We start from the raw sequence: 21,941 nt of genomic DNA on the forward strand, positions 1-21,941 counted from the left end.
CCGCTGAATCGGGAGCCTTTTTCACAGGAAAAGAAAGGATACATCATGGTTTCGTTAAGAGAAGATGAACGTTTAGATTACCTGCTCGCCGAAGATATGAAGATTATACAAAGTAAAACTGTGTTTGCCTTTTCATTGGACGCAGTGTTATTAGCTAAATTTGCGTATGTACCGATCCAAAAAGGGGAGATCATTGATCTTTGTACCGGAAACGGTATCGTGCCATTGCTGCTTTCGACTCGTTCTAAGGCCTCGATTACGGGTGTTGAAATTCAAGAACGGCTGTTTGATATGGCAAAAAGAAGTGTGGAGTATAATCAACTTGCGCACCAGATTGAATTGATTCATGGTGATTTGAATGATATGCCGGAACGCTACGGCAACCATAAAGTTGACGTGATTACATGTAACCCTCCATATTTTAAAACACCTTCTAAGGATGAAATCAATGAAAATGAATATTTGGCGATTGCACGGCACGAAATTCATTGTACATTAGAAGATGTTGTTCGTGTTTCTTCCACGCTGCTAAAGCAAGGGGGAAAACTGGCGATGGTTCATCGACCAGGACGGCTGCTTGAGATTGTGGAATTAATGAAGGAATACCGAATTGAGCCAAAACGAATTCAATTTGTTTATCCCAAACAAGGGAAAGAAGCCAATACCATCTTGGTAGAGGGCATAAAAGATGGAAAACCAGATCTGAAAATTCTCCCGCCTCTTTTTGTTTATGGGGAAGATCAGGAGTATACAGATGAAATCAGGACGATACTGTATGGAGAAGCATAATCATTACTTCTATGTATTAAAATGTGCAGATGGCAGCCTGTATGCGGGTTATACAAATGATTTACAAAAGAGATTGATGACCCACAATAGTGGAAAGGGAGCAAAGTATACAAGAGCGAGACGGCCGGTTGAGCTTTTTTATCATGAATGTTTTGCAACCAAAAGAGAAGCCATGCAGCAAGAATATCGTTTCAAAACGTGGACGAGGAAAAAGAAAGACATTTATATAGAAGAAATGCGAATAGAAAAGGAGGCGGCACATGAAAAAGACACAGAAAAGCTTTGATGGTCAATCTGGTATGGGGATTCTTTATCTTGTCCCAACCCCGATCGGAAATCTAGAAGATATGACGTTCCGAGCGATACAAACATTAAAAGATGTAGACTATATTGCCGCAGAAGATACACGGCAAACGAAAAAGCTTTGTCATGTATACGAAATTGATACACCCTTAACCAGCTATCATGAGCATAACAAAGACAGCAGCGGCCACAAGTTAATCGAATGGCTAAAAGAAGGGAAAAATATCGCACTCGTGAGTGATGCCGGTTTACCGACGATTTCAGATCCAGGGGCCGAAGTGGTTCGAGATTTTACTAGCATTGGGGGCTATGTCATTCCGTTACCTGGCGCTAATGCTGCACTAACGGCACTCATTGCATCAGGAATCGAGCCTCAGCCATTTTTCTTTTACGGTTTTCTCGACCGTCAAAAAAAAGAAAAGAAAAAGCAGCTTGAAGCCTTGAAGAAACGTCAAGAAACGATCATTTTCTATGAAGCACCCCATCGATTAAAAGAAACGCTGACTTTGATGAAGGAAGTGTGGGGGAATCGGAACATCGCAATTACGAGAGAACTGACGAAAAAATTCGAAGAGTTTATTCGTGGAGATTTAGAGTCTGTGCTGACATGGGCTGCGGAGAATCAAATCCGAGGTGAATTCTGTCTTGTGGTACAAGGAAATGATCAAGCTGAAGAAGAGCTGAATGAAGAAGCTTGGTGGACGTCCTTATCTGAAAAAGAACATGTGATCCATTACATAGAGGAAGGATTAACGTCGAAGGAAGCCATTAAACGTACAGCTGTCGAACGTGGTGTGCCAAAGCGCACGATATACGATGCCTATCATATTGAACAATAAAGAAAGGTTCTTGCAAACGGTGCAAGAACCTTTTTATATGAACCTTATTTTTGTGATTGAAGTTGGTTTTGGATTTCGTTAATGATTTGCTCTGCACCTTCACGGCTAAGAACTAATTTACCATTAGCAAGCTTAAGGTTATCGTCTGATACTTCACCTGTTACTTGGCAAGTCATGTTTGGTTTATATTTTTTTAGGATAATTTTTTCATCATCAACATAAATTTCCAAAGCGTCTTTTTCAGCGATTCCTAACGTACGGCGAAGTTCGATTGGAATCACCACGCGTCCTAATTCGTCAACTTTACGTACAATACCTGTAGATTTCATCTTCATTCTCCTCCCAAAAAGAACTTATTCTTAATATAATATTATCTTCGTCATTATTCGACAAATTCCTTACATTCCTAGCATAACAAGGTTTCCATAAATCGTCAATCATTTTGTTTACTATTGTTTGTAAAATATGACTCTTAAAGTCAAAAGACCTTGAAACTACTGGTGTATAAGGATTTTGTAGGCTTTTTCTATGAAAATATAAGAAATGACGAGATCAGATTAACAAGACTTTTGCCCTAATTTAGCCAATTGTAAATCTGGAAATAGATTTCATACGACAATATTCGACAAAATGTCGACGGGTTTGTCGTTTTTTTCGAAAAACTCATCTTTTTCGATCATTTCATCTTGTTCTATGTATATATGCTTGATCTTAAAGGCTAAGATGGTATCATAGAGAAAGCACAAGTGCAAAATTGAATGAATTGATCTGACACATTTTCATGTAATGATGATAACCGCTCTCGTCCATTGGGCGGGAGTTTTTGACATTTACACACACGCAGGAGGTTCCGACATGCCAGAAAAGAAAAAAACGTTTTATCTGACAACACCTATTTACTATCCGAGCGGAAAATTACATATTGGACATGCTTATACGACAGTAGCAGGAGATGCTATGGCTCGTTATAAACGTCTTCAAGGCTATGATGTGATGTATTTAACAGGTACAGATGAGCACGGACAAAAAATTCAGCAAAAAGCTGAAGAACAAAATATCACACCGATCGAGTATTTAGATCCAGTTGTTGAAGACATTCAATCATTATGGAAGAAACTCGACATTTCTAATGATGACTTCATCCGTACAACGGAAAAAAGACATACGAAAATCATTGAACAAGTCTTCCAAAAACTACTTGATCAAGGCGATATTTATTTAGATCAATATGAGGGCTGGTACAGTATTCCTGATGAGACATTCTATACAGAAACACAGCTTGTTGATGTTGAGCGTAATGAGAAAGGGGAAGTCATTGGCGGGAAAAGCCCTGACAGCGGCCACCCTGTTGAATTAATTAAAGAAGAATCATATTTCTTCCGCATGAGTAAGTATGCTGACCGTTTGCTCGATTATTACGAAAAAAATCCATCGTTTATTCAGCCTGAATCAAGAAAGAATGAAATGATTAATAACTTCATTAAACCAGGTTTAGAGGATCTAGCAGTATCAAGAACAACCTTTGATTGGGGAATTAAAGTTCCTAACAATCCAAAACACGTCATTTATGTATGGATTGATGCGTTATTCAACTATTTAACTGCGATTGGCTATGGAACAGATCAAGATGAAAAATATAAAAAATATTGGCCTGCCAACGTACATCTCGTAGGAAAAGAAATTGTACGCTTCCATACGATTTATTGGCCGATTATGCTGATGGCATTAGATCTGCCTCTGCCGAAACAAATTTTTGCACACGGCTGGCTGCTCATGAAAGATGGCAAAATGTCTAAATCAAAAGGGAATGTGGTAGATCCGGTCACATTAATTGATCGCTATGGCCTCGATGCCCTTCGTTATTATCTGCTTCGCGAAGTACCATTTGGTGCGGATGGTGTGTTTACACCAGAAGGATTCGTGGAACGTGTAAACTATGACCTTGCCAATGATTTAGGTAACTTGCTTAATCGTACAGTTGCGATGGTGCAAAAATATTTTGACGGCACTTTAAGCAGCTATAAGGGTCCTGTTAATGAGTTTGATGAGGAGCTGAAAGCAGTAGCTGAGCAAACAGTCAAAGCCTATGAAGAAGCGATGGAAAATCTTGAATTCTCTGTGGCTCTTTCAAATGTTTGGACATTAATCAGCAGAACCAATAAATATATTGATCAAACAGCTCCATGGGTGCTGGCAAAGGATGAAACAAAACGAAAAGAATTGCATTCTGTTATGTATCATTTAGCAGAATCACTTCGAATCACTGCAGTACTCTTAACGCCGTTCCTAACGAAAACACCTGAGAAAATCTTCTTCCAGCTTGGAATTGAAGAAGATAAGCTCAAAAGCTGGGATAGTATCCTATCATTTGGTGCGATTCAACAAGCGACGGTACAAAAAGGAGAGCCTTTGTTCCCGCGTTTAGAGGTTGAAGAAGAAGTAGCCTACATTAAAGAAAAAATGCAGGGAAGTGCACCTAAGGTAGAAGAAGAGAAAGTGGAAATCGAAGAAACGGAATTACCTGAGCTGGGAGCAGAAATTGCATTTGATGATTTCTCAAAAGTTGATCTTCGAGTTGCACAGGTATTGGAAGCAGCTCCAGTTAAAAAAGCGGATCGTCTCTTAAAGCTTCAGCTTGATTTTGGATTTGAAAAAAGACAAATAGTCTCTGGGATTGCCAAGCACTATCAACCAGAGGAATTAGTAGGGAAGAAGCTTGTTTGCGTAGCGAATCTTACACCAGTTAAACTCCGAGGGGAAATTTCCCAGGGAATGATTTTAACAGGAGAAACTGGCGGGAAATTGCAGGTTCTTGAAGTAGATCAATCTCTAGCAAATGGAACAAAAATTTTATAAATCAACAAAGGTGTTCCACGTGTAACATTTCGTCGAACACCTTTTGTTTTTAGGAGAATTGTCGAAAGGAGCAATCAACCATGTTATTTGATACACATGCCCACTTAAATGCAGAACAATACAATGAAGACTTAGAGCAGGTGATCGAAAGAGCGAAAAGCGAAAAAGTTGAGAAAATCGTGGTGGTAGGGTTTGACCGCCCAACCATTACGAGGGCGATGGAGTTAATTGAAGAGTATGATTTCATATATGCAGCTATCGGCTGGCATCCAGTCGATGCTATAGATATGACAGATGAGGATTTGGCTTGGATCAAAGATTTATCTCAACACGAAAAAGTGGTTGCGATTGGAGAAATGGGTCTGGATTACTATTGGGACAAGTCGCCAAAAGATGTGCAAAAGGAAGTATTTAGACGCCAAATTGCTCTTGCGAAGGAAGTGAATCTTCCAATCGTTATTCATAATCGTGACGCAACGGAAGATGTCGTGACGATTTTAAAGGAAGAGGGAGCAGCTGAGGTTGGAGGTATTATGCACTGCTTTACTGGCAGTCTGGAAACTGCAAAAGCGTGTATGGAAATGAACTTTTATATTTCATTCGGTGGACCCGTGACATTTAAAAATGCCAAAAAGCCAAAGGAAGTTGTAAAGGAGATACCAAGTGACAAGCTTTTGATTGAAACAGACTGCCCATACTTAACGCCAGTGCCATTTAGAGGAAAACGTAATGAGCCAAGTTATGTCAAATATATCGCAGAACAGATTGCGGAGCTGAGAGAAATCAGCTTTGAAGAGCTTGCTGAATTGACAACAAAAAATGCAAAAAAAGTTTTCCGTATAAACTGACAGTATATGATGTCAATCCTTGTTTAAGCTTGTCCAATTGTGAAACATAACGAAAAAGTTCTACACGTTTGCGCCTCCTCATAGGATAAGTTGTCGATAAGTCTTTCTTCCCTTCCTTCCATAAATCTCCCATAATAGGTTTACAATCGAGCATTTTTGTACAGTGGGTGGAAGGGTTGACAGGTTTTGAGATACTCTATATAATCTCTCCGAGGAGAAGGAGGCGTTTTTCATCGTACAAAAAATGAAAAATCTGTTTTCTGTGAAGCTAGGAAAAGGCAAGGTTTTATTACTAGTTGTTTGCTTGCTTTTAGCTGGAACTGGAACGGCTTACGGAGCGCATGAGCTCACTAAGCAGTCTATTACCATTTCAATCAATGGTAAAAAGAAGACAATTCGTACACATGAAGAGACAGTAGCACAGCTGCTTTCAGACCTTGGAATAAGGACCAAGGCGGAGGATCATATCTCTCCAAGTCTAAATACAAAGATTCAAGACAATATGAACATTGTGTATGATGCGGCTATACCGGTTCATCTGACCCTAGATGGGAAAGAGAAAACGATATGGACTACAGATCAGACGGTTGGAGCATTATTGAAGAATGAGAAGATAGATATAGGGAAGCACGATCAAGTAACTCCAGGAAAGAATGACAAGTTAACAAAGGATATGAATCTTGTGGTTCAGCAGGCCTTCCAGGTCAGCTTAAATGATGGAGGAAAAGATAAAAAAGTGTGGACCACTTCGACTACGGTCGCTGACTTTTTAAAGCAACAAGAGCTGAAGCTCAAGAAGCACGATAAGATCAAGCCTGCGTTACATAGTAACCTTTCTAAAAAGAGCGCAGATATAAAGATCACTCGGGTGGAAAAAGTCACCGATGTAGTGGAAGAGAAAATTGCTTTTGATACCAAACATAAAAAGGATCATTCTCTTGAAAAAGGGAAAGAGAAGGTACTTAAAAAAGGTGAAGAAGGTAAATTGAAGAAGCACTATGCCATTGTGAAAGAAAACGGCAAAGTGGTGTCTAAAGAATTGATTAAAGAAGTGACCGAAAAAGATAGTAAGGACCGCTTAGTGGCCATTGGTACACAAGTGGCCAAAAAGGAGCCTACAGCGTCCCCTGCGGTTTCAAGAAGCAATGAATCGTCAGGAAAGGAATTTTATGTAGCGTCAACAGCCTATACAGCGGGCTGTGCTGGATGTACGGGCAGAACGTCTACAGGCTTTGATTTAAAAGCGAATCCGGGTGCAAAGGTCATAGCAGTTGATCCGAGTGTCATTCCGCTGGGCTCAAAAGTGTATGTGGAAGGCTATGGATATGCCGTTGCATCAGACACTGGATCTGCTATAAAAGGGAATAAAATTGATGTGTTCGTCCCAAGTAAGTCGGCAGCTTATCAATGGGGAAATAAACGAGTAAAAATTAGAGTACTCAAATAAACACATCAAATCATTTATATGAACAGAGGGCTTTGCGCACCCTCTGTTTTTTTGGTTATAATAGAAGCACTGTTTTCTAATTAATTAGACGCAAAAGCAGCATGAAAGGTTTCGTTTTTTAACCAAAAAATGTAGATTGTTTTTGCAAGCGGAGGAATACATGAAAATCAAAGAAATCATTGTGGTGGAGGGTCGTGATGACACTGCCAGAGTGAAGATGGCAGTGGATGCAGATACGATTGAAACAAACGGATCTGCCATTGGCGATACAGTCATTCAACAAGTGCGTCTTGCTCAGGAGACGAGAGGGGTCATTATTTTAACAGATCCTGATTTTCCTGGTGAGAAGATCCGTAAAACCATCGCAGAGGCAGTTCCTGGCTGTAAGCACGCTTTTTTGCCAAAACATCTTGCGAAGGCGAAGCGGGATAAAGGAATTGGTGTCGAGCATGCTTCCTTGAACAGTATTCGGGAATGTCTTGCCCATGTCCATGAAGAAATGGAAGTAACGGAAAGTGACATTACATTAGACGACTTATTTGACGCAGGCCTTATCGGTGGCGAAGCATCGAAACGCCGCCGCGAACGACTAGGAGTGCTTTTAAATATAGGATATACCAATGCGAAGCAGCTGCAAAAGCGCCTTCACATGTTCCAAATAACCAAACATGATTTTATTGCGGCCTTAAAGACCGTCATGCAGGAGGAAGCCGATGAATAAAGATATTGCGACACCCGTCAGAACGAAGGAAATACTGAAGAAGTACGGTTTCTCTTTTAAAAAGAGCTTAGGGCAGAACTTCTTAATTGATACAAATATTTTAGATCGCATTGTCGATCACGCGGAGGTTACAGATGAGACCGGCGTCATTGAAATTGGACCTGGTATCGGCGCATTGACAGAGCAGCTGGCTAAACGTGCAAAGAAAGTCACCGCTTTTGAAATCGATCAGCGTTTATTGCCTATTTTAAACGATACGCTTTCTCCATATGATAATGTCACGATCATTCATCAAGATGTATTAAAAGCCGATGTGAGAAAGGTCATCGAGGAAAATTTTGCTGACTGTAAGGAAGTGATGGTCGTAGCCAACCTTCCATATTATGTGACAACACCGATTATTATGAAATTGCTTGAAGAAAACCTTCCATTGAAAGGGATTGTGGTCATGCTGCAAAAAGAAGTAGCAGATCGTATGGCAGCTGCCCCTTCATCAAAGGAATATAATTCACTGTCTATCGCAGTTCAATTTTATACGGAAGCAAAAACGGTGATGGTTGTGCCTAAAACGGTTTTTGTTCCTCAGCCCAATGTTGATTCGGCTGTGATTAAGCTGACTGTTCGTGAAACGCCTGCTGTCTCAGTAGAAAATGATGCGTTTTTCTTTCAATTGATCCGAGCAAGCTTTGGCCAGCGCCGGAAAACATTGATGAATAATTTGATGAACAATCTCCCTGATGGAAAAAAACATAAAGCGATCATCGAAGAAGCACTTCAAACAGCAGATATTGATGGAAAGCGACGCGGAGAATCATTATCCATTGAGGAATTTGCCCGTTTGTCGAATGTTTTACAAAAAGCCCTATCGTAAGGGCTTTTTTCTTTTGTTTTTCACCACTTCAACTGTTCGGGCATAGGCTAGAAAGAACAGCATATATGAAAGACGATACCAACAGGATATGAGCCTGATTGTGGAGTGAACAGCATGCAATTTCAAATAGGAGATATGGTGACGAGGGCATCCTATCAAATGGATATTATGTTTCGAATCATTCGAATTGATGAGACAGATCAGCACGAAGCCACTGCCATATTGCATGGGAATGAAGTGAGGCTGATTGCTGATGCTAAGATGTCGGATCTCGTCTTGATTCAAAAAGAGGAGCAGCTGACAAGGGAAAAGGACGACGAACGGAAAATTAACGAATCGCTCGACTTACTAAGACAGGATTATCAGCTGCTGCGTGAAAAACAAGAGTATTATACTTCTGGACAATATCAGCATCAGGAGCAGTATTTTCACATGCCTGGAAAGGTCCTTCATTTAGATGGAGATGCTTCATACTTAAAGAAATGCTTAGATGTATATGAACGAATTGGTGTACCTGTGTACGGAGTGCATTGTCATGAGAAGAAAATGCCAAGCGTGATCGATTCGTTACTTGATCAATATCGGCCTGATATTTTGGTCATTACAGGGCATGATGCGTATTCCAAGCAAAAGGGCGGCGTAAATGATATCGGTGCCTATCGCCATTCTCGTCATTTCGTTGAGACGGTTCAAAAAGCAAGAAAGAAAATTCCTCATTTAGATCAGCTTGTGATCTTTGCAGGCGCCTGTCAATCTCATTTCGAATCATTGATCCAAGCAGGCGCCAATTTTGCAAGCTCACCTTCACGTGTGAACATCCATGCGCTCGATCCCGTCTATATCGTTGCGAAGATCAGCTTCACTCCATTTGTAGATCGAATCAATGTGTGGGATGTGCTTCGTAATACATTAACAAGAGAAAAAGGTCTCGGAGGCATCGAGACGAAGGGTGTTTTAAGGGTAGGTATGCCATATAAAAAAGACCATGAATCGACATAACCCGACTGATTTCAGTCTGGTTTTTTTTATGTGTAAAAAGAAATTTCAAACGGATACATAATTCACCGGAATTTGAGAAAAATAGGGAGGAGAAAAGGTAGAAGTTTGTCAAAATTATTTTGTTGACAATGGCTCGTGTTGGTTGATATAATTTAATTTTTATTTGACAAAAATGGGCCGTTGTTGTATAATTATCTCAGTGAGGTGGATGCAATGGCGAAGACTTTGTCCGACATCAAAAGATCGCTTGATGGTAACTTAGGTAAACGTTTGACGTTAAAGGCTAACGGAGGCCGCCGTAAAACAATTGAGCGTTCGGGCATTTTAGCTGAAACGTACCCTTCTGTATTTGTGATTCAATTAGATCAAGATGAGAATTCGTTTGAAAGAGTTTCTTACAGTTATGCAGATATACTGACTGAGACGGTCGAATTAACGTTCGATGATACCGCTAGCTCAGTCGCCTATTAATGGGCAGTGAACTTCTTGTTTACTGCTTTTTGTTTTGCCTTTTTTTCTGAATGGGAGTCTGTCCATTTTTTGAAAGGGGTAAAAGAAAGGATTCGATACAAAATAAGAAAGCCACAAAAGCAGTGGCACTGATTCGAATTCTCGACTAAAGGGGCTGTTTCGTTTGGGTAGACGCCGAGGCATTATGTCAGATGAGTTCAAATACGAGCTGGCGAAGGATCTTGGATTTTATGATACCGTCAAAAATGGAGGCTGGGGAGAAATTCGTGCGCGTGACGCAGGTAATATGGTCAAACGTGCCATCGAATTAGCTCAGCAGCACATGGCTCAGGATGAGAATCAACGATAGAAAAATGGTCAGGGATACCTCAGGTGTCTCTGGCTTTTTTGCTGAAAAAGTCAGTGTGCTGGGCGTAAAAGCCAATATTCATCAGATCCATCAAATGTGATACAATATTGATACTTATGTTTAGATGGAGAAGTAGGTGAAATGTTTGCGTATTTTAGAAAAAGCACCGGCAAAAATTAATCTCTCACTTGATGTTCATGGAAAAAGACCGGATGGATATCACGAAGTAGAGATGGTGATGACAACAATAGACCTTGCAGATCGACTTGAGCTGACGGAGCTGGACAAAGACGAAATCCGTGTATCATCTCATAATCGATTTGTGCCAGATGATCAGCGTAACTTGGCTTATCAGGCGGCAAAATTACTCAAAACAAGGTTCGGTATTCAAAAAGGAGTATCGATTGTCATCACAAAAGCAATACCTGTTGCAGCAGGTTTAGCTGGAGGCAGCAGTGATGCTGCAGCAGCGCTTCGCGGTTTAAACCGTTTGTGGAAGTTGAATCTCACGTTAGATGAACTAGCTGAGCTTGGAGCGGAGATCGGCTCAGATGTGTCTTTTTGTGTACACGGAGGCACAGCACTAGCGACAGGACGTGGAGAAAAACTGAAGCATATCGCGACACCGCCGCATTGCTGGGTGATTTTAGCGAAGCCGGTGATTGGGGTATCTACAGCTGAAGTTTATAGACAATATGACGCAAGCAAAGTAGAACACCCAAATGTACAGCGTATGATTGAAGCCATTGAAGCGAAAGATTATAAAGAGATGTGCGGCTCACTCGGTAACGTTCTGGAGTCTGTGACATTAAAGATGTATCCGGAAGTAGATATGATCAAAAGACAGATGAAGCGTTTCGGTGCTGATGCTGTATTAATGAGTGGGAGCGGCCCAACTGTATTTGGCTTGATTCAATATGAATCGAAGGTACAAAGAATATATAACGGACTGAGAGGATTTTGTGATCAAGTATACGCTGTCCGCATGATCGGCGAACAAAATGCCCTTGATTAAATCCGTATATTAAGTTATATTATTCATAAATTATTCGGGTTCTGGGGGTAAGTTCATGAAGTTTCGTCGAAGCGGCAGATTGGTGGACTTAACAAATTATTTGTTAGCCCACCCGCACGTACTAGTACCTTTAACTTTTTTTGCAGAACGTTATCAATCTGCAAAGTCCTCCATTAGTGAAGACTTAACGATTATCAAACAGACCTTCGAACAGCAGGGAATAGGCACATTGCTTACTGTACCTGGCGCTGCTGGCGGAGTGAAATATATTCCTAAAATTCACCTAAAAGAAGCAGATGACGTAGTAAACGATATCGGAGAGGCATTATCAACTCCTGAACGTGTACTTCCTGGCGGTTATTTATATTTAACCGATGTTTTAGGTAATCCATCGATTCTTGCGAAAATCGGTAAGCTGTTTGCGACCATCTTTGCGGACCGTGCGATTGATGTCGTCATGACCGTTGCGACAAAGGGTATTCCAATTGCCTATTCTGTTGCGGGTTATTTAAATGTGCCTGTTGTGATCGTTAGAAAAGATAATAAGGTAACCGAAGGATCAACAGTCAGTATTAATTATGCGTCAGGTTCGTCTAACCGAATTCAAACCATGTCCCTTGCAAAGCGCAGCTTAGATAAAGGCTCCAATGTGCTGATCATTGATGACTTTATGAAAGCGGGCGGAACCATTAACGGCATGATGAATTTGCTTGAGGAATTTAATGCAAATGTTGCAGGGATCGGTGTTCTTTTAGAAGATGAAGGCGTAGATGAACGTCTTGTCGATGAATATGTCTCATTGTTAAAGCTTTCAACCATTGATATGAAGCAAAAAATCATTGAGATCAATGAAGGCAATTTCCACGAGTTTTTTCATCCGAAAGCGTAAGCTTTGATTAAACATGTATTTGAATGGGAGAGATTGATATGACAAAAGTTGTTCAAACCAAACATGCACCAGCAGCCATTGGACCTTACTCTCAAGGAATTATTGTCAATAACATGTTTTACAGCTCAGGGCAAATTCCATTAACCCCAGCTGGAGATTTTGTCAATGGAGATATTAAAGAACAAACACATCAAGTATTCCGTAATCTTGAGGCTGTACTTGAAGCAGCAGGTGCTTCCTTTGAAACAGTCGTGAAAGCAACTGTTTTCATCAAAGATATGGAACAATTCGCTGAAGTGAATGAAGTGTACGGTGAGTATTTCCATACACATAAGCCAGCTCGTTCATGTGTGGAAGTGGCAAGACTTCCAAAGGATGCGCTTGTAGAAATAGAAGTAGTTGCATTAGTGAAATAAACAGGCACTCTCAATGAAAGCCGTTTGGTTTCATCATATGCAGGGAAAGACATCATCATGATGTCTTTTTTTATGCTGAGAATGTAAGCGTCGTCACGAATATGACAAATAATGTATAAATATCCCGATATTTCAAAAAAAGTTTAAAAAAAGAGCAGGAGAATCACCACGATCGTTGAATACCTAAGTAATGCTTTTATATTGGGAAAAGGTGGTGAACTACTGTGGAAGTTACTGACGTAAGATTACGCCGCGTGAATACCGATGGTCGCATGAGGGCGATTGCATCCATCACGCTGGACCACGAATTTGTTGTTCATGATATTCGTGTGATTGATGGAAATAATGGGTTGTTTGTTGCAATGCCTAGCAAACGCACGCCCGATGGAGAGTTTCGCGACATTGCACATCCAATTAATTCAAGCACTCGGGGTAAAATCCAAGATGCTGTATTAAATGAATATCATCGCTTAGGCGAAGAGGAAGAAACAATTGAATATGAAGAAGCTGGAGCTTCTTAATCATACGTGAACCTAAAAAGACAGCTTTAAGAGAAAATGAATGTTTTCTTTTAAATGCTGTCTTTTTTGCGTTCTTTCTCTTGTTTCTTAAGTCTTTCATCTGTTAGAAAATTATTGTACTTCCTTATGTATCCTTGAAATCAGTCTTTATTTAGGATATATTTTTCTATGGATAATAGGGATATTGGAGGCCAATCAATGGATAAGCGGTTCGCAGTGATTTTAGCAGCGGGAAAAGGAACGAGAATGAAGTCAAAGCTATATAAAGTACTTCATCCAGTTTGCGGAAAGCCAATGGTCGAGCATGTGGCAGATGAAGCGTTAAAGCTTTCTTTAGCCAAGCTAGTGACGATTGTCGGTCATGGTGCAGAGGACGTGAAAGAGCAGCTTGGAGACAGAAGTGAGTATGCACTTCAAGAAGAACAGCTGGGAACAGCCCATGCCGTTAAACAAGCAAAGTCGTTTCTCGCGCAGGAAAAGGGAACAACCATTGTCATTTGTGGTGATACGCCATTATTGACAGCGGAAACAATGGAAGCCATGTTAAGCGAGCATCAAAAACATCAAGCAAAAGTCACTATTTTAACAGCACATGCGGATGATCCAACAGGCTATGGCCGTATTATTCGTGACGAAACAGGTGCTGTCGTGAAAATTGTGGAGCATAAAGATGCGAACGATGCAGAGCGTCAAGTGAATGAAATTAATACAGGGACTTATTGCTTTTCAAATGAAGATCTCTTCCGTGTGATTGAGCAAGTGTCGAATGAAAATGCTCAGGGTGAATACTACTTGCCAGACGTTATTGAAATTCTAAAAAATGAAGGGCAAACAGTTGCAGCTTATCAAACACCGCATTTTGAAGAAACACTTGGAGTTAATGACCGTATCGCTCTATCACAAGCAGAGCAATTCATGAAGCGACGTATTAATCATCAGCATATGAAGAATGGTGTGACCTTGATTGATCCTGAGAACACGTATATTTCGCCAGATGCTGTCATCGGTGAAGATACAGTTATTTATCCTGGGACGGTCATCAAAGGGAATGTAAAAATCGGTGCAGACGCCACTATTGGGCCAAACACTGAAATTGTTGACAGCATCATCGGAGATCGAACAGTTATTAAGCAATCTGTCGTCTGCGATAGTGAGGTTGGAGTTGATGTGACAATTGGACCGTTTGCTCATATTCGCCCGTTGTCGAAAATTGGCGATGAAGTAAAAATTGGGAATTTTGTCGAAATCAAGAAAACAGTTTTCGGAGACCGCAGCAAAGCATCTCATCTAAGCTACATTGGAGACGCAGAGGTCGGAACTGATGTAAATCTTGGCTGTGGTTCCATTACAGTCAACTATGATGGGAAAAACAAATTCTTAACGAAGATTGAAGACGGCGCATTTATTGGCTGTAATTCAAATCTCGTTGCACCAGTCACTGTCGGAAAAGGGGCATATGTTGCAGCCGGTTCAACGGTTACAGAAGATGTACCGCAGGATGCATTGTCTATTGCTAGAGCAAGACAAGTCAATAAAGAAGATTATGTGAAAAATATTCATAAAAAATAATCCAAATACCCGGAGGTTTACCATGTCTAATCGTTATGCTGATGCGAATTTAAAGATATTCTCTTTGAATTCAAACCCTGAACTTGCCAAAGAAATTGCCGATCGTATCGGAGTTGATGTAGGAAAGAGCTCTGTTAAACGCTTTAGTGACGGTGAAGTCCAAATCAATATTGAAGAAAGTATCCGCGGCTGTGATTGTTATGTTATTCAATCAACAAGTGCGCCAGTCAATGAGCATATTATGGAACTGCTCATTATGGTGGATGCACTAAAACGCGCTTCTGCGAAAACTGTCAATATTGTGATCCCTTATTACGGATATGCACGTCAAGATCGTAAAGCAAAACCTCGTGAGCCAATCACTGCGAAGCTTTTTGCAAACTTGCTTGAAACAGCAGGTGCTACACGTGTGATTGCGCTTGATCTTCATGCGCCGCAAATCCAAGGTTTCTTCGATATTCCAATCGATAACTTAATGGCTGTGCCAATCTTAACAAACTATTTCGAACAGAAGAACTTGAATGATATCGTTGTTGTGTCTCCTGACCACGGTGGTGTGACACGTGCGCGTAAAATGGCAGACCGCCTGAAAGCGCCAATCGCAATTATCGACAAACGCCGTCCAAAGCCAAACGTTGCTGAAGTCATGAACATTATTGGTAACATTGAAGGCAAAACGGCCATTCTAATCGATGATATCATTGATACAGCTGGTACTATTACACTTGCTGCAAATGCGCTAGTCGAAAATGGAGCAGCTGAAGTATATGCTTGCTGTACGCACCCAGTCTTGTCTGGACCAGCAGTAGAACGCATCACAAACTCTAAAATTAAAGAATTAGTTGTGACAAACAGTATTCAATTAACTGATGACAAGAAAGCTGGAAAATTCATTCCGCTTTCAGTTGGGCCTTTGCTTGCAGAAGCCATCATCCGTGTACATGAAGAAGAATCTGTGAGCTACCTTTTTAGCTGATTTTCTGATTAAAAAAGGCCCTAGGCATCAAGCTTGGGGTCTTTTTGCTATCATCATTCACGGCAAATAGGTTTAAAATGATTCGGTTATGGGTAATTATGAGAGTAGTGACAAAAAAGAAATAGGATGGTGCTGAATATGGCAACTTTAAAAGCAAATAAAAGAACTGATTTCAAACGTTCCACACTGCAAAAAATCCGTCATTCAGGACACGTTCCTGGTGTCATATACGGAAAAAATACAGACAATCTGGCTGTTTCATTAGACAGCATCGATTTATTAAAAACCTTACGTGATGAAGGGAAGAATACAATCATCACCTTAGATGTGGGTGGTGAAACGAAATCTGTGATGGTGACAGAATTACAAACAGATCCGCTGAAAAACGAACTTGTTCATGCTGATTTCCAAGTCGTTGACTTACAGCGTGAAATTGAGGCAGATGTACCAATACAGCTGATTGGCGAGTCTAAAGGGGTAAAAGATGGCGGTGTGCTTCAGCAGCCACTATTTGAACTATCTGTTACAGCGAAACCAAAAGATATTCCGCAGAATATTGAAGCTGATATTACAAACCTAGAAGTCAATGATGTCTTAACAGTTGCTGATCTGCCTGTTCAGTCATCTTATCAAATCAATAACGATCCAGAAGAAGTCGTTGCCTCCATTCTGCCGCCTCAGCAATCAGAGGTTCCTGAGCCAGATAGCGAAGAAGAGCCGCAAGAGCCTGAGGCCATTAAAGAAAAGGATGACGATGGAGAATAACTGGTCATTTAGAGACGTAACCCTCCCGCGGTTGCGTCTTTTGTGCTAGAATGAAAAGAATTCATACGTTTTTACATGAGGCAATCTGATTGGCTCATTTTTTAGGCGTGTGCTGTGTGACAAAGGAGGTTATTGGTTTCATGATTGCATTCGTTGGATTAGGCAATCCAGGAAAAGAATATGAAAAAACAAGACATAATGTCGGGTTTATGACAATAGATGAATTATCAAAAAAATGGGACATTCCTTTAAATCAATCAAAATTCCATGGACAATTTGGAAATGGGTTTGTTTCGGGGCAAAAGGTTCTACTTGTAAAGCCGCTTACATATATGAACTTATCAGGAGAATGTGTGCGTCCGCTGATGGACTATTACGATATTCCCCTTGAACATTTGAAAGTGATCTATGATGATCTTGATTTGCCAACTGGCCGGATTCGCTTACGTACAAAAGGAAGTGCAGGCGGGCATAATGGAATCAAATCATTAATTCAGCATTTAGGTTCACCTGAATTTGACCGGTTCCGTATCGGCATTGGACGTCCTCAAAACGGCATGAAGGTCGTTGATTACGTACTAGGACGTTTCTCAGAAGAAGAACAGCCTGACATCGCATCAGCCATTCAATCGTCTGTCGAGGCTTGTGAAGCGGCTTTAAAAAAGCCATTTTTAGAAGTGATGAATGATTTTAACAAGAAGGTATAAGAATGATAAGCGAAGCGCATACTGATCATAAAATCTCAGCATGGGAGGATCACGTATGGCTTTGCATTATTACTGCCGCCACTGTGGTGTAAAGGTTGGCAGTCTAGATGAATCTGCTGTCCAAAGTGAAGCGCTTGGATTTCATCACTTAACAAATGAGGAAAGAAACGATATGATTTCTTATAGGGAAAATGGTGATTTACATGTACAAACCATTTGTGAGGATTGCCAAGAGGCGCTTGAAAGAAATCCTGATTACCATCAGTATCATACTTTTATTCAATAAAAAAGCTTTGGTGTAGATATTAGACCAAAGCGTTTTTCTGTTTTAAACAAACAGGGAGGAGGAGCCAAATGAAAAACATACAATCATTTATCAAACAAAGTGATGATTTTCAGTCCATTTTTAATGGGCTAAAGGAAGGGTTAAAAGAACAGCTGCTTGCCGGACTATCAGGCTCCGTCAGATCTTTATTTACAGCCGCGATATCAGACGAACTGAAGCGGCCAATGTTTATTGTGACTCACAATTTATATCAGGCGCAGAAGGTAACAGATGATCTAGCAAGTGTGATGCCGGATCGCTCGGTTCTTCTCTATCCTGTCAATGAACTCATCGCTTCAGAAATTGCAGTGGCCAGTCCTGAGCTGAGAGCACAGCGTTTGGATGTCTTGAATCGACTTGCGAATGGAGAAAACCCCATTATCGTCACTCCCGCTGCTGCGGTTCGCAGGATGCTTCCGCCAGTTGAGCTCTGGAAGGAGAGTCAGATCCATTTAAAGATCGGTGAAGAAATTGATTTGGAGGCGTTTTCAAAACAGCTCGTACAAATTGGTTATGACCGGACGTCGATGGTTGCAGCGCCCGGAGATTTTAGTGTGCGCGGAGGAATCATCGACATCTATGCGTTAACGGAAGATCATCCAATCCGTATTGAACTGTTTGATACAGAAGTAGACTCGATTCGAACGTTTCATTCGGATACACAGCGTTCATTAGAAACCCTTCAAGAAATCAAAATAGGTCCTGCAAAAGAGTTAATTGTGAGAGGTCCTGAACGAGTGAGAGCCATTGAACAGCTTGATCAAGGGCTGGCGAAGAGCTTAAAGAAATTCAACTCAGATCAGCAAAAAGAACTGCTTCATCAAAATATTTCTGCTGATCGCGAGAAGCTGCTTGAAGGCATCGTGACACAGGAAATGACGAAGTACCTGTCCTATTTCTATGAAAAGCCTGCTAGTTTGCTAGATTACACATCGCAGGATACGATTATTATTTTAGATGAAATCAGCAGAATTCAGGAGATGGAAGAACAGCTTGAACAGGAAGAAGCCGATTGGACAATTAGTCTGCTTGAAGAAGGCAATATTCTCCATGATTTATCTCTATCTTTCCCGTTCCAAGAACTGATCAATCAGCAATCGAGATCCATTCTGTACTACTCTTTGTTCCTGAGACATGTCCAGCAGACAAATCCGCAAAATATCGTCAATGTATCTAGTAAGCAAATGCAGAATTTCCACGGGCAGATGAATGTGCTGGCGAGTGAAATTGAACGCTATAAAAAACAGCAATACACGGTTGTCTTCTTAGGTGCTGATGAAGAGCGGACAGAAAAGCTGTCGTCTGTTCTGCATGATTATGACATTGAAGCCGCTCTTGCTAAACCGGACGCTGAGCTTGTAAGCGGACAGGTGTATATTTTACAAGGTGAGCTGCAAACGGGCTTTGAATTGCCGTTATCAAAAATTGCTGTAATCACAGAAGGTGAACTCTTCAAGAAACGTGTGAAAAAGCAGGCACGTAAGCAAAAGCTGACCAATGCAGAGCGGATCAAGAGCTATTCAGAGCTTCAAGTCGGCGATTATGTGGTGCACATTAACCACGGGATCGGTAAATATTTAGGAATTGAAACGCTTGAAATCGGCGGCATTCATAAAGATTATTTAAATATTCATTATCAAGGAAGCGATAAGCTTTATGTACCGGTTGAACAAATTGATCAGGTGCAGAAATATGTAGGATCAGAAGGTAAAGAACCAAAGCTGTACAAACTAGGCGGCAGCGATTGGAAACGTGTGAAGAAAAAAGTGGAAACATCTGTACAGGACATCGCAGATGATCTGATTAAACTGTACGCAGAACGCGAGGCAAGCAAAGGATATGCTTTCTCGCCTGATCATGAGATGCAGCGCCAGTTTGAATCCGCGTTCCCTTACCAGGAAACAGATGATCAAATCCGTTCAATTCACGAAATTAAACAGGATATGGAGCGGGAACGTCCAATGGACCGTCTGCTTTGTGGAGATGTGGGTTACGGAAAAACGGAGGTGGCTATTCGTGCGGCCTTCAAAGCGATTGCTGACGGGAAGCAGGTAGCCCTGCTAGTTCCGACAACCATCTTAGCGCAGCAGCATTTTGACACAATCATGGACCGATTCCAAGACTACCCTGTCAAAATTGCGCAGCTGAGCCGTTTCCGTACAAGAAAAGAAACAACTGAAACGTTAAAAGGGCTGAAAAACGGAACGATCGATATGGTTATCGGCACACACCGTCTTCTTTCAAAAGACATCGTCTACAAGGATTTAGGACTGTTGATCATTGATGAGGAACAGCGTTTTGGTGTGACGCATAAAGAGAAAATTAAACAGATGAAAGCCAATATCGACGTACTGACATTAACGGCTACGCCAATTCCGCGTACGCTTCATATGTCCATGCTAGGCGTGCGGGATTTATCAGTGATTGAAACACCGCCTGAAAATCGATTCCCTGTTCAAACCTATGTGGTCGAGTACAATGGCGCTCTAGTCAGAGAAGCGATTGAGCGAGAATTAGCACGCGGCGGTCAAGTGTACTTCCTTTATAACCGTGTTGAGGATATTGAACGAAAAGCAGACGAAATCTCCATGCTGGTCCCAGACGCAAAAGTCAGTTATGCGCACGGGAAAATGAGTGAGAACGAGCTGGAATCAGTGATGATCAATTTCCTTGAAGGTGAATCAGATGTATTGGTCAGTACCACCATCATTGAAACGGGAGTCGATATTCCAAATGTGAACACGCTCATCGTCCACGATGCCGATAAAATGGGGCTCTCTCAGCTGTACCAGCTAAGAGGACGAGTCGGGCGTTCGAACCGTGTCGCTTATGCTTATTTCACGTATCGAAAAGATAAAGTTCTTTCTGAAGTTGCGGAGAAAAGACTTCAAGCCATTAAAGAATTCACAGAGCTCGGATCTGGGTTTAAAATTGCGATGCGTGATTTAACGATTCGAGGAGCAGGGAATTTACTTGGTGCTCAGCAGCATGGCTTCATTGATTCGGTTGGATTCGATCTCTATTCTCAAATGCTGAAAGAAGCCATTGAGGAAAGAAGAGGCGATACAACGGCTCAAGATAAATTCGAGCCAGAAATTGATCTGCAAATTGATGCTTACATCCCAGACACTTATATTTCGGATGGCAAGCAAAAGATTGAAATGTATAAACAGTTCAGAGCAATTGGATCGATTGAAGAGAGAAAAGAGCTTCAGGATGAAATGATCGACCGATTTGGTGAATATCCGCAAGAAGTGGCTGACTTGTTTACGATTGCGACAATGAAGGTGTACGCTGTCCAGGAACGTGTCGAGCTGATCAAGATGGAGAAAGGCATTGTCAGAATGACCCTTGATGAGAAAGCAAGCGGTGAAATCGACGGTCAAAAATTATTTGAGCTCGGCAGTAAATATGGACGTGAAATCGGATTGGGAATGGAAGGCAGCAAGCTGATTATTTCTGTCCAAACGAAAGGCAAGAAGACAGAGGAATGGCTTGAGGTTGTTCTTAACATGCTTCGAGGCCTTCAAGATGTGAAAAAAGAAACCATTCCATCTTCATAAAATTTTGTTTGTCTCTCGTGTATATTACGTTTGATGTGACGGATACTAAACTCAGGGTCAAGTGGTGAATGTTGCATAAAGTGGACGCTTTTGTTCCATTCACCCAACACATCATCAAACGAAAGAGAGGCAGCAGTGAATGAAAGCAACTGGAATTGTACGCCGCATCGATGATCTAGGTAGAGTGGTTATTCCGAAGGAGATTCGCAGAACATTGCGCATTCGGGAAGGAGATCCGCTTGAGATTTTCGTCGACCGCGATGGAGAAGTGATTTTGAAGAAGTATTCGCCGATTAGTGAGCTAGGAGACTTTGCGAAGGAATATGCTGATGCATTATTCGACAGTTTGGGTCATTCCATCCTGATCTGTGATCGAGATACGTATATTGCTGTATCCGGCAGTTCGAAAAAAGAGTACTTAAACAAATCCATCAGTGATTTACTTGAACGAACAATGGATCAGCGTAATTCTGTGTTAGAAGAAAGCAAAAAAGAAATTCAACTTGTCGATGGTATTGATGATGACGTATCTTCTTATACCATTGCACCTATTGTTGCAAACGGAGATCCGATTGGCGCCGTCGTCTTATTTTCTAAAGAGCGTTCAATGGGAGAAGTGGAGCATAAAGCGGCAGAGACAGCAGCTGGCTTCTTAGCCCGTCAAATGGAACATTAGGTCTAATAACTCTATATCATTTTGAT

23 protein-coding genes are annotated in these 21,941 nt (G+C 41.2%); 22 read left to right on the forward strand and 1 reads right to left on the reverse strand.

Translation table 11 applies throughout. From position 1 onward, the window contains the following. Positions 1–45 precede the first annotated feature (45 nt). The 3 genes from NSQ25_RS00240 to rsmI are packed head-to-tail and all read left to right on the forward strand — an operon-like array spanning position 46 to position 1,931. Positions 46–789, forward strand: coding sequence for a tRNA1(Val) (adenine(37)-N6)-methyltransferase (locus NSQ25_RS00240; protein ID WP_070326877.1), 744 nt, complete (start codon positions 46–48; stop codon positions 787–789). Further along, positions 776–1,075: a GIY-YIG nuclease family protein gene (locus NSQ25_RS00245; protein WP_034284140.1), complete on the forward strand. Its 300-nt coding sequence runs from the start codon at positions 776–778 to the stop codon at positions 1,073–1,075. The genes NSQ25_RS00240 and NSQ25_RS00245 overlap by 14 nt, the downstream gene beginning before the upstream one ends. Beyond that, positions 1,050–1,931: a 16S rRNA (cytidine(1402)-2'-O)-methyltransferase gene (gene rsmI, locus NSQ25_RS00250; protein ID WP_326136794.1), complete on the forward strand. Its 882-nt coding sequence runs from the start codon at positions 1,050–1,052 to the stop codon at positions 1,929–1,931. The genes NSQ25_RS00245 and rsmI overlap by 26 nt, the downstream gene beginning before the upstream one ends. 44 nt (positions 1,932–1,975) lie before the next feature. Here the strand turns inward: rsmI and NSQ25_RS00255 are convergent, their stop codons facing one another. Beyond that, positions 1,976–2,266, reverse strand: a complete 291-nt coding sequence (locus tag NSQ25_RS00255) for an AbrB/MazE/SpoVT family DNA-binding domain-containing protein (RefSeq protein WP_087975202.1) — start codon at positions 2,264–2,266, stop codon at positions 1,976–1,978. Positions 2,267–2,786: 520 nt separating this feature from the next. On the opposite strand from NSQ25_RS00255, the gene metG reads away from it, so the two are divergent. From metG to spoVT, 19 genes are all read left to right on the forward strand, one after another. Then, positions 2,787–4,787 carry a methionine--tRNA ligase gene (metG, locus tag NSQ25_RS00260; RefSeq protein ID WP_326136792.1) on the forward strand — a complete coding sequence of 667 codons (2,001 nt, stop codon included), beginning with the start codon at positions 2,787–2,789 and terminating at the stop codon, positions 4,785–4,787. An 80-nt stretch (positions 4,788–4,867) separates the two neighbouring features. After that, on the forward strand, positions 4,868–5,635 hold the full coding sequence (locus tag NSQ25_RS00265; protein WP_034624441.1) for a TatD family hydrolase: 768 nt from the start codon (positions 4,868–4,870) through the stop codon (positions 5,633–5,635). A gap of 244 nt (positions 5,636–5,879) precedes the next feature. Further along, a complete protein-coding gene (locus tag NSQ25_RS00270; RefSeq protein WP_326136790.1) occupies positions 5,880–7,082 on the forward strand; it encodes a ubiquitin-like domain-containing protein in 1,203 nt (400 codons plus the stop codon). Positions 7,083–7,242: 160 nt separating this feature from the next. Then, the gene (rnmV, locus tag NSQ25_RS00275; protein WP_326136789.1) at positions 7,243–7,803 is read left to right on the forward strand and encodes a ribonuclease M5; all 561 of its coding nucleotides are present in this window, start codon (positions 7,243–7,245) and stop codon (positions 7,801–7,803) included. Then, on the forward strand, positions 7,796–8,674 hold the full coding sequence (gene rsmA, locus NSQ25_RS00280) for a 16S rRNA (adenine(1518)-N(6)/adenine(1519)-N(6))-dimethyltransferase RsmA (RefSeq protein ID WP_034284149.1): 879 nt from the start codon (positions 7,796–7,798) through the stop codon (positions 8,672–8,674). The genes rnmV and rsmA overlap by 8 nt, the downstream gene beginning before the upstream one ends. A 114-nt stretch (positions 8,675–8,788) precedes the next feature. Further along, positions 8,789–9,673 carry a sporulation peptidase YabG gene (gene yabG, locus NSQ25_RS00285; protein ID WP_024427198.1) on the forward strand — a complete coding sequence of 295 codons (885 nt, stop codon included), beginning with the start codon at positions 8,789–8,791 and terminating at the stop codon, positions 9,671–9,673. Positions 9,674–9,886: 213 nt separating this feature from the next. Further along, positions 9,887–10,144: a Veg family protein gene (locus NSQ25_RS00290; RefSeq protein WP_003217979.1), complete on the forward strand. Its 258-nt coding sequence runs from the start codon at positions 9,887–9,889 to the stop codon at positions 10,142–10,144. Positions 10,145–10,307: 163 nt separating this feature from the next. After that, entirely contained in the window at positions 10,308–10,493 is a 186-nt protein-coding gene (locus tag NSQ25_RS00295; protein ID WP_012008653.1) for a small, acid-soluble spore protein, alpha/beta type, read from the forward strand. 145 nt (positions 10,494–10,638) lie between these two features. Further along, entirely contained in the window at positions 10,639–11,508 is an 870-nt protein-coding gene (gene ispE, locus NSQ25_RS00300; protein WP_019743558.1) for a 4-(cytidine 5'-diphospho)-2-C-methyl-D-erythritol kinase, read from the forward strand. Positions 11,509–11,563: 55 nt separating this feature from the next. Continuing rightward, positions 11,564–12,397 (forward strand): pur operon repressor, encoded by an 834-nt coding sequence (gene purR, locus NSQ25_RS00305; protein ID WP_024427197.1) that lies wholly within the window; start codon positions 11,564–11,566, stop codon positions 12,395–12,397. Between the two features lie 38 nt (positions 12,398–12,435). Then, the gene (ridA, locus tag NSQ25_RS00310; protein ID WP_024425639.1) at positions 12,436–12,813 is read left to right on the forward strand and encodes a 2-iminobutanoate/2-iminopropanoate deaminase; all 378 of its coding nucleotides are present in this window, start codon (positions 12,436–12,438) and stop codon (positions 12,811–12,813) included. A 224-nt stretch (positions 12,814–13,037) separates the two neighbouring features. Then, complete coding sequence (gene spoVG, locus NSQ25_RS00315) at positions 13,038–13,334, forward strand: septation regulator SpoVG (protein WP_008357439.1); 297 nt, start codon at positions 13,038–13,040, stop codon at positions 13,332–13,334. Positions 13,335–13,532: 198 nt separating this feature from the next. After that, positions 13,533–14,903 (forward strand): bifunctional UDP-N-acetylglucosamine diphosphorylase/glucosamine-1-phosphate N-acetyltransferase GlmU, encoded by a 1,371-nt coding sequence (glmU, locus tag NSQ25_RS00320; RefSeq protein ID WP_024425640.1) that lies wholly within the window; start codon positions 13,533–13,535, stop codon positions 14,901–14,903. A gap of 22 nt (positions 14,904–14,925) precedes the next feature. Continuing rightward, positions 14,926–15,879, forward strand: a complete 954-nt coding sequence (locus NSQ25_RS00325; protein WP_034284154.1) for a ribose-phosphate diphosphokinase — start codon at positions 14,926–14,928, stop codon at positions 15,877–15,879. Between the two features lie 138 nt (positions 15,880–16,017). Beyond that, complete coding sequence (locus NSQ25_RS00330; RefSeq protein WP_034284155.1) at positions 16,018–16,644, forward strand: 50S ribosomal protein L25/general stress protein Ctc; 627 nt, start codon at positions 16,018–16,020, stop codon at positions 16,642–16,644. Between the two features lie 140 nt (positions 16,645–16,784). After that, positions 16,785–17,351, forward strand: a complete 567-nt coding sequence (gene pth / locus NSQ25_RS00335; protein WP_326136788.1) for an aminoacyl-tRNA hydrolase — start codon at positions 16,785–16,787, stop codon at positions 17,349–17,351. Positions 17,352–17,406: 55 nt separating this feature from the next. Beyond that, positions 17,407–17,637, forward strand: coding sequence for an anti-sigma-F factor Fin family protein (locus NSQ25_RS00340; RefSeq protein ID WP_003217967.1), 231 nt, complete (start codon positions 17,407–17,409; stop codon positions 17,635–17,637). Positions 17,638–17,705: 68 nt separating this feature from the next. Then, a complete protein-coding gene (gene mfd, locus NSQ25_RS00345) occupies positions 17,706–21,239 on the forward strand; it encodes a transcription-repair coupling factor (protein WP_041115203.1) in 3,534 nt (1,177 codons plus the stop codon). A gap of 139 nt (positions 21,240–21,378) precedes the next feature. Beyond that, a complete protein-coding gene (gene spoVT, locus NSQ25_RS00350) occupies positions 21,379–21,915 on the forward strand; it encodes a stage V sporulation protein T (RefSeq protein WP_034284159.1) in 537 nt (178 codons plus the stop codon). The last annotated feature ends 26 nt before the right edge of the window (positions 21,916–21,941 follow it).

Source organism: Bacillus sp. FSL R5-0512, assembly GCF_038593295.1.
Lineage (GTDB): Bacteria > Bacillota > Bacilli > Bacillales > Bacillaceae > Bacillus > Bacillus safensis.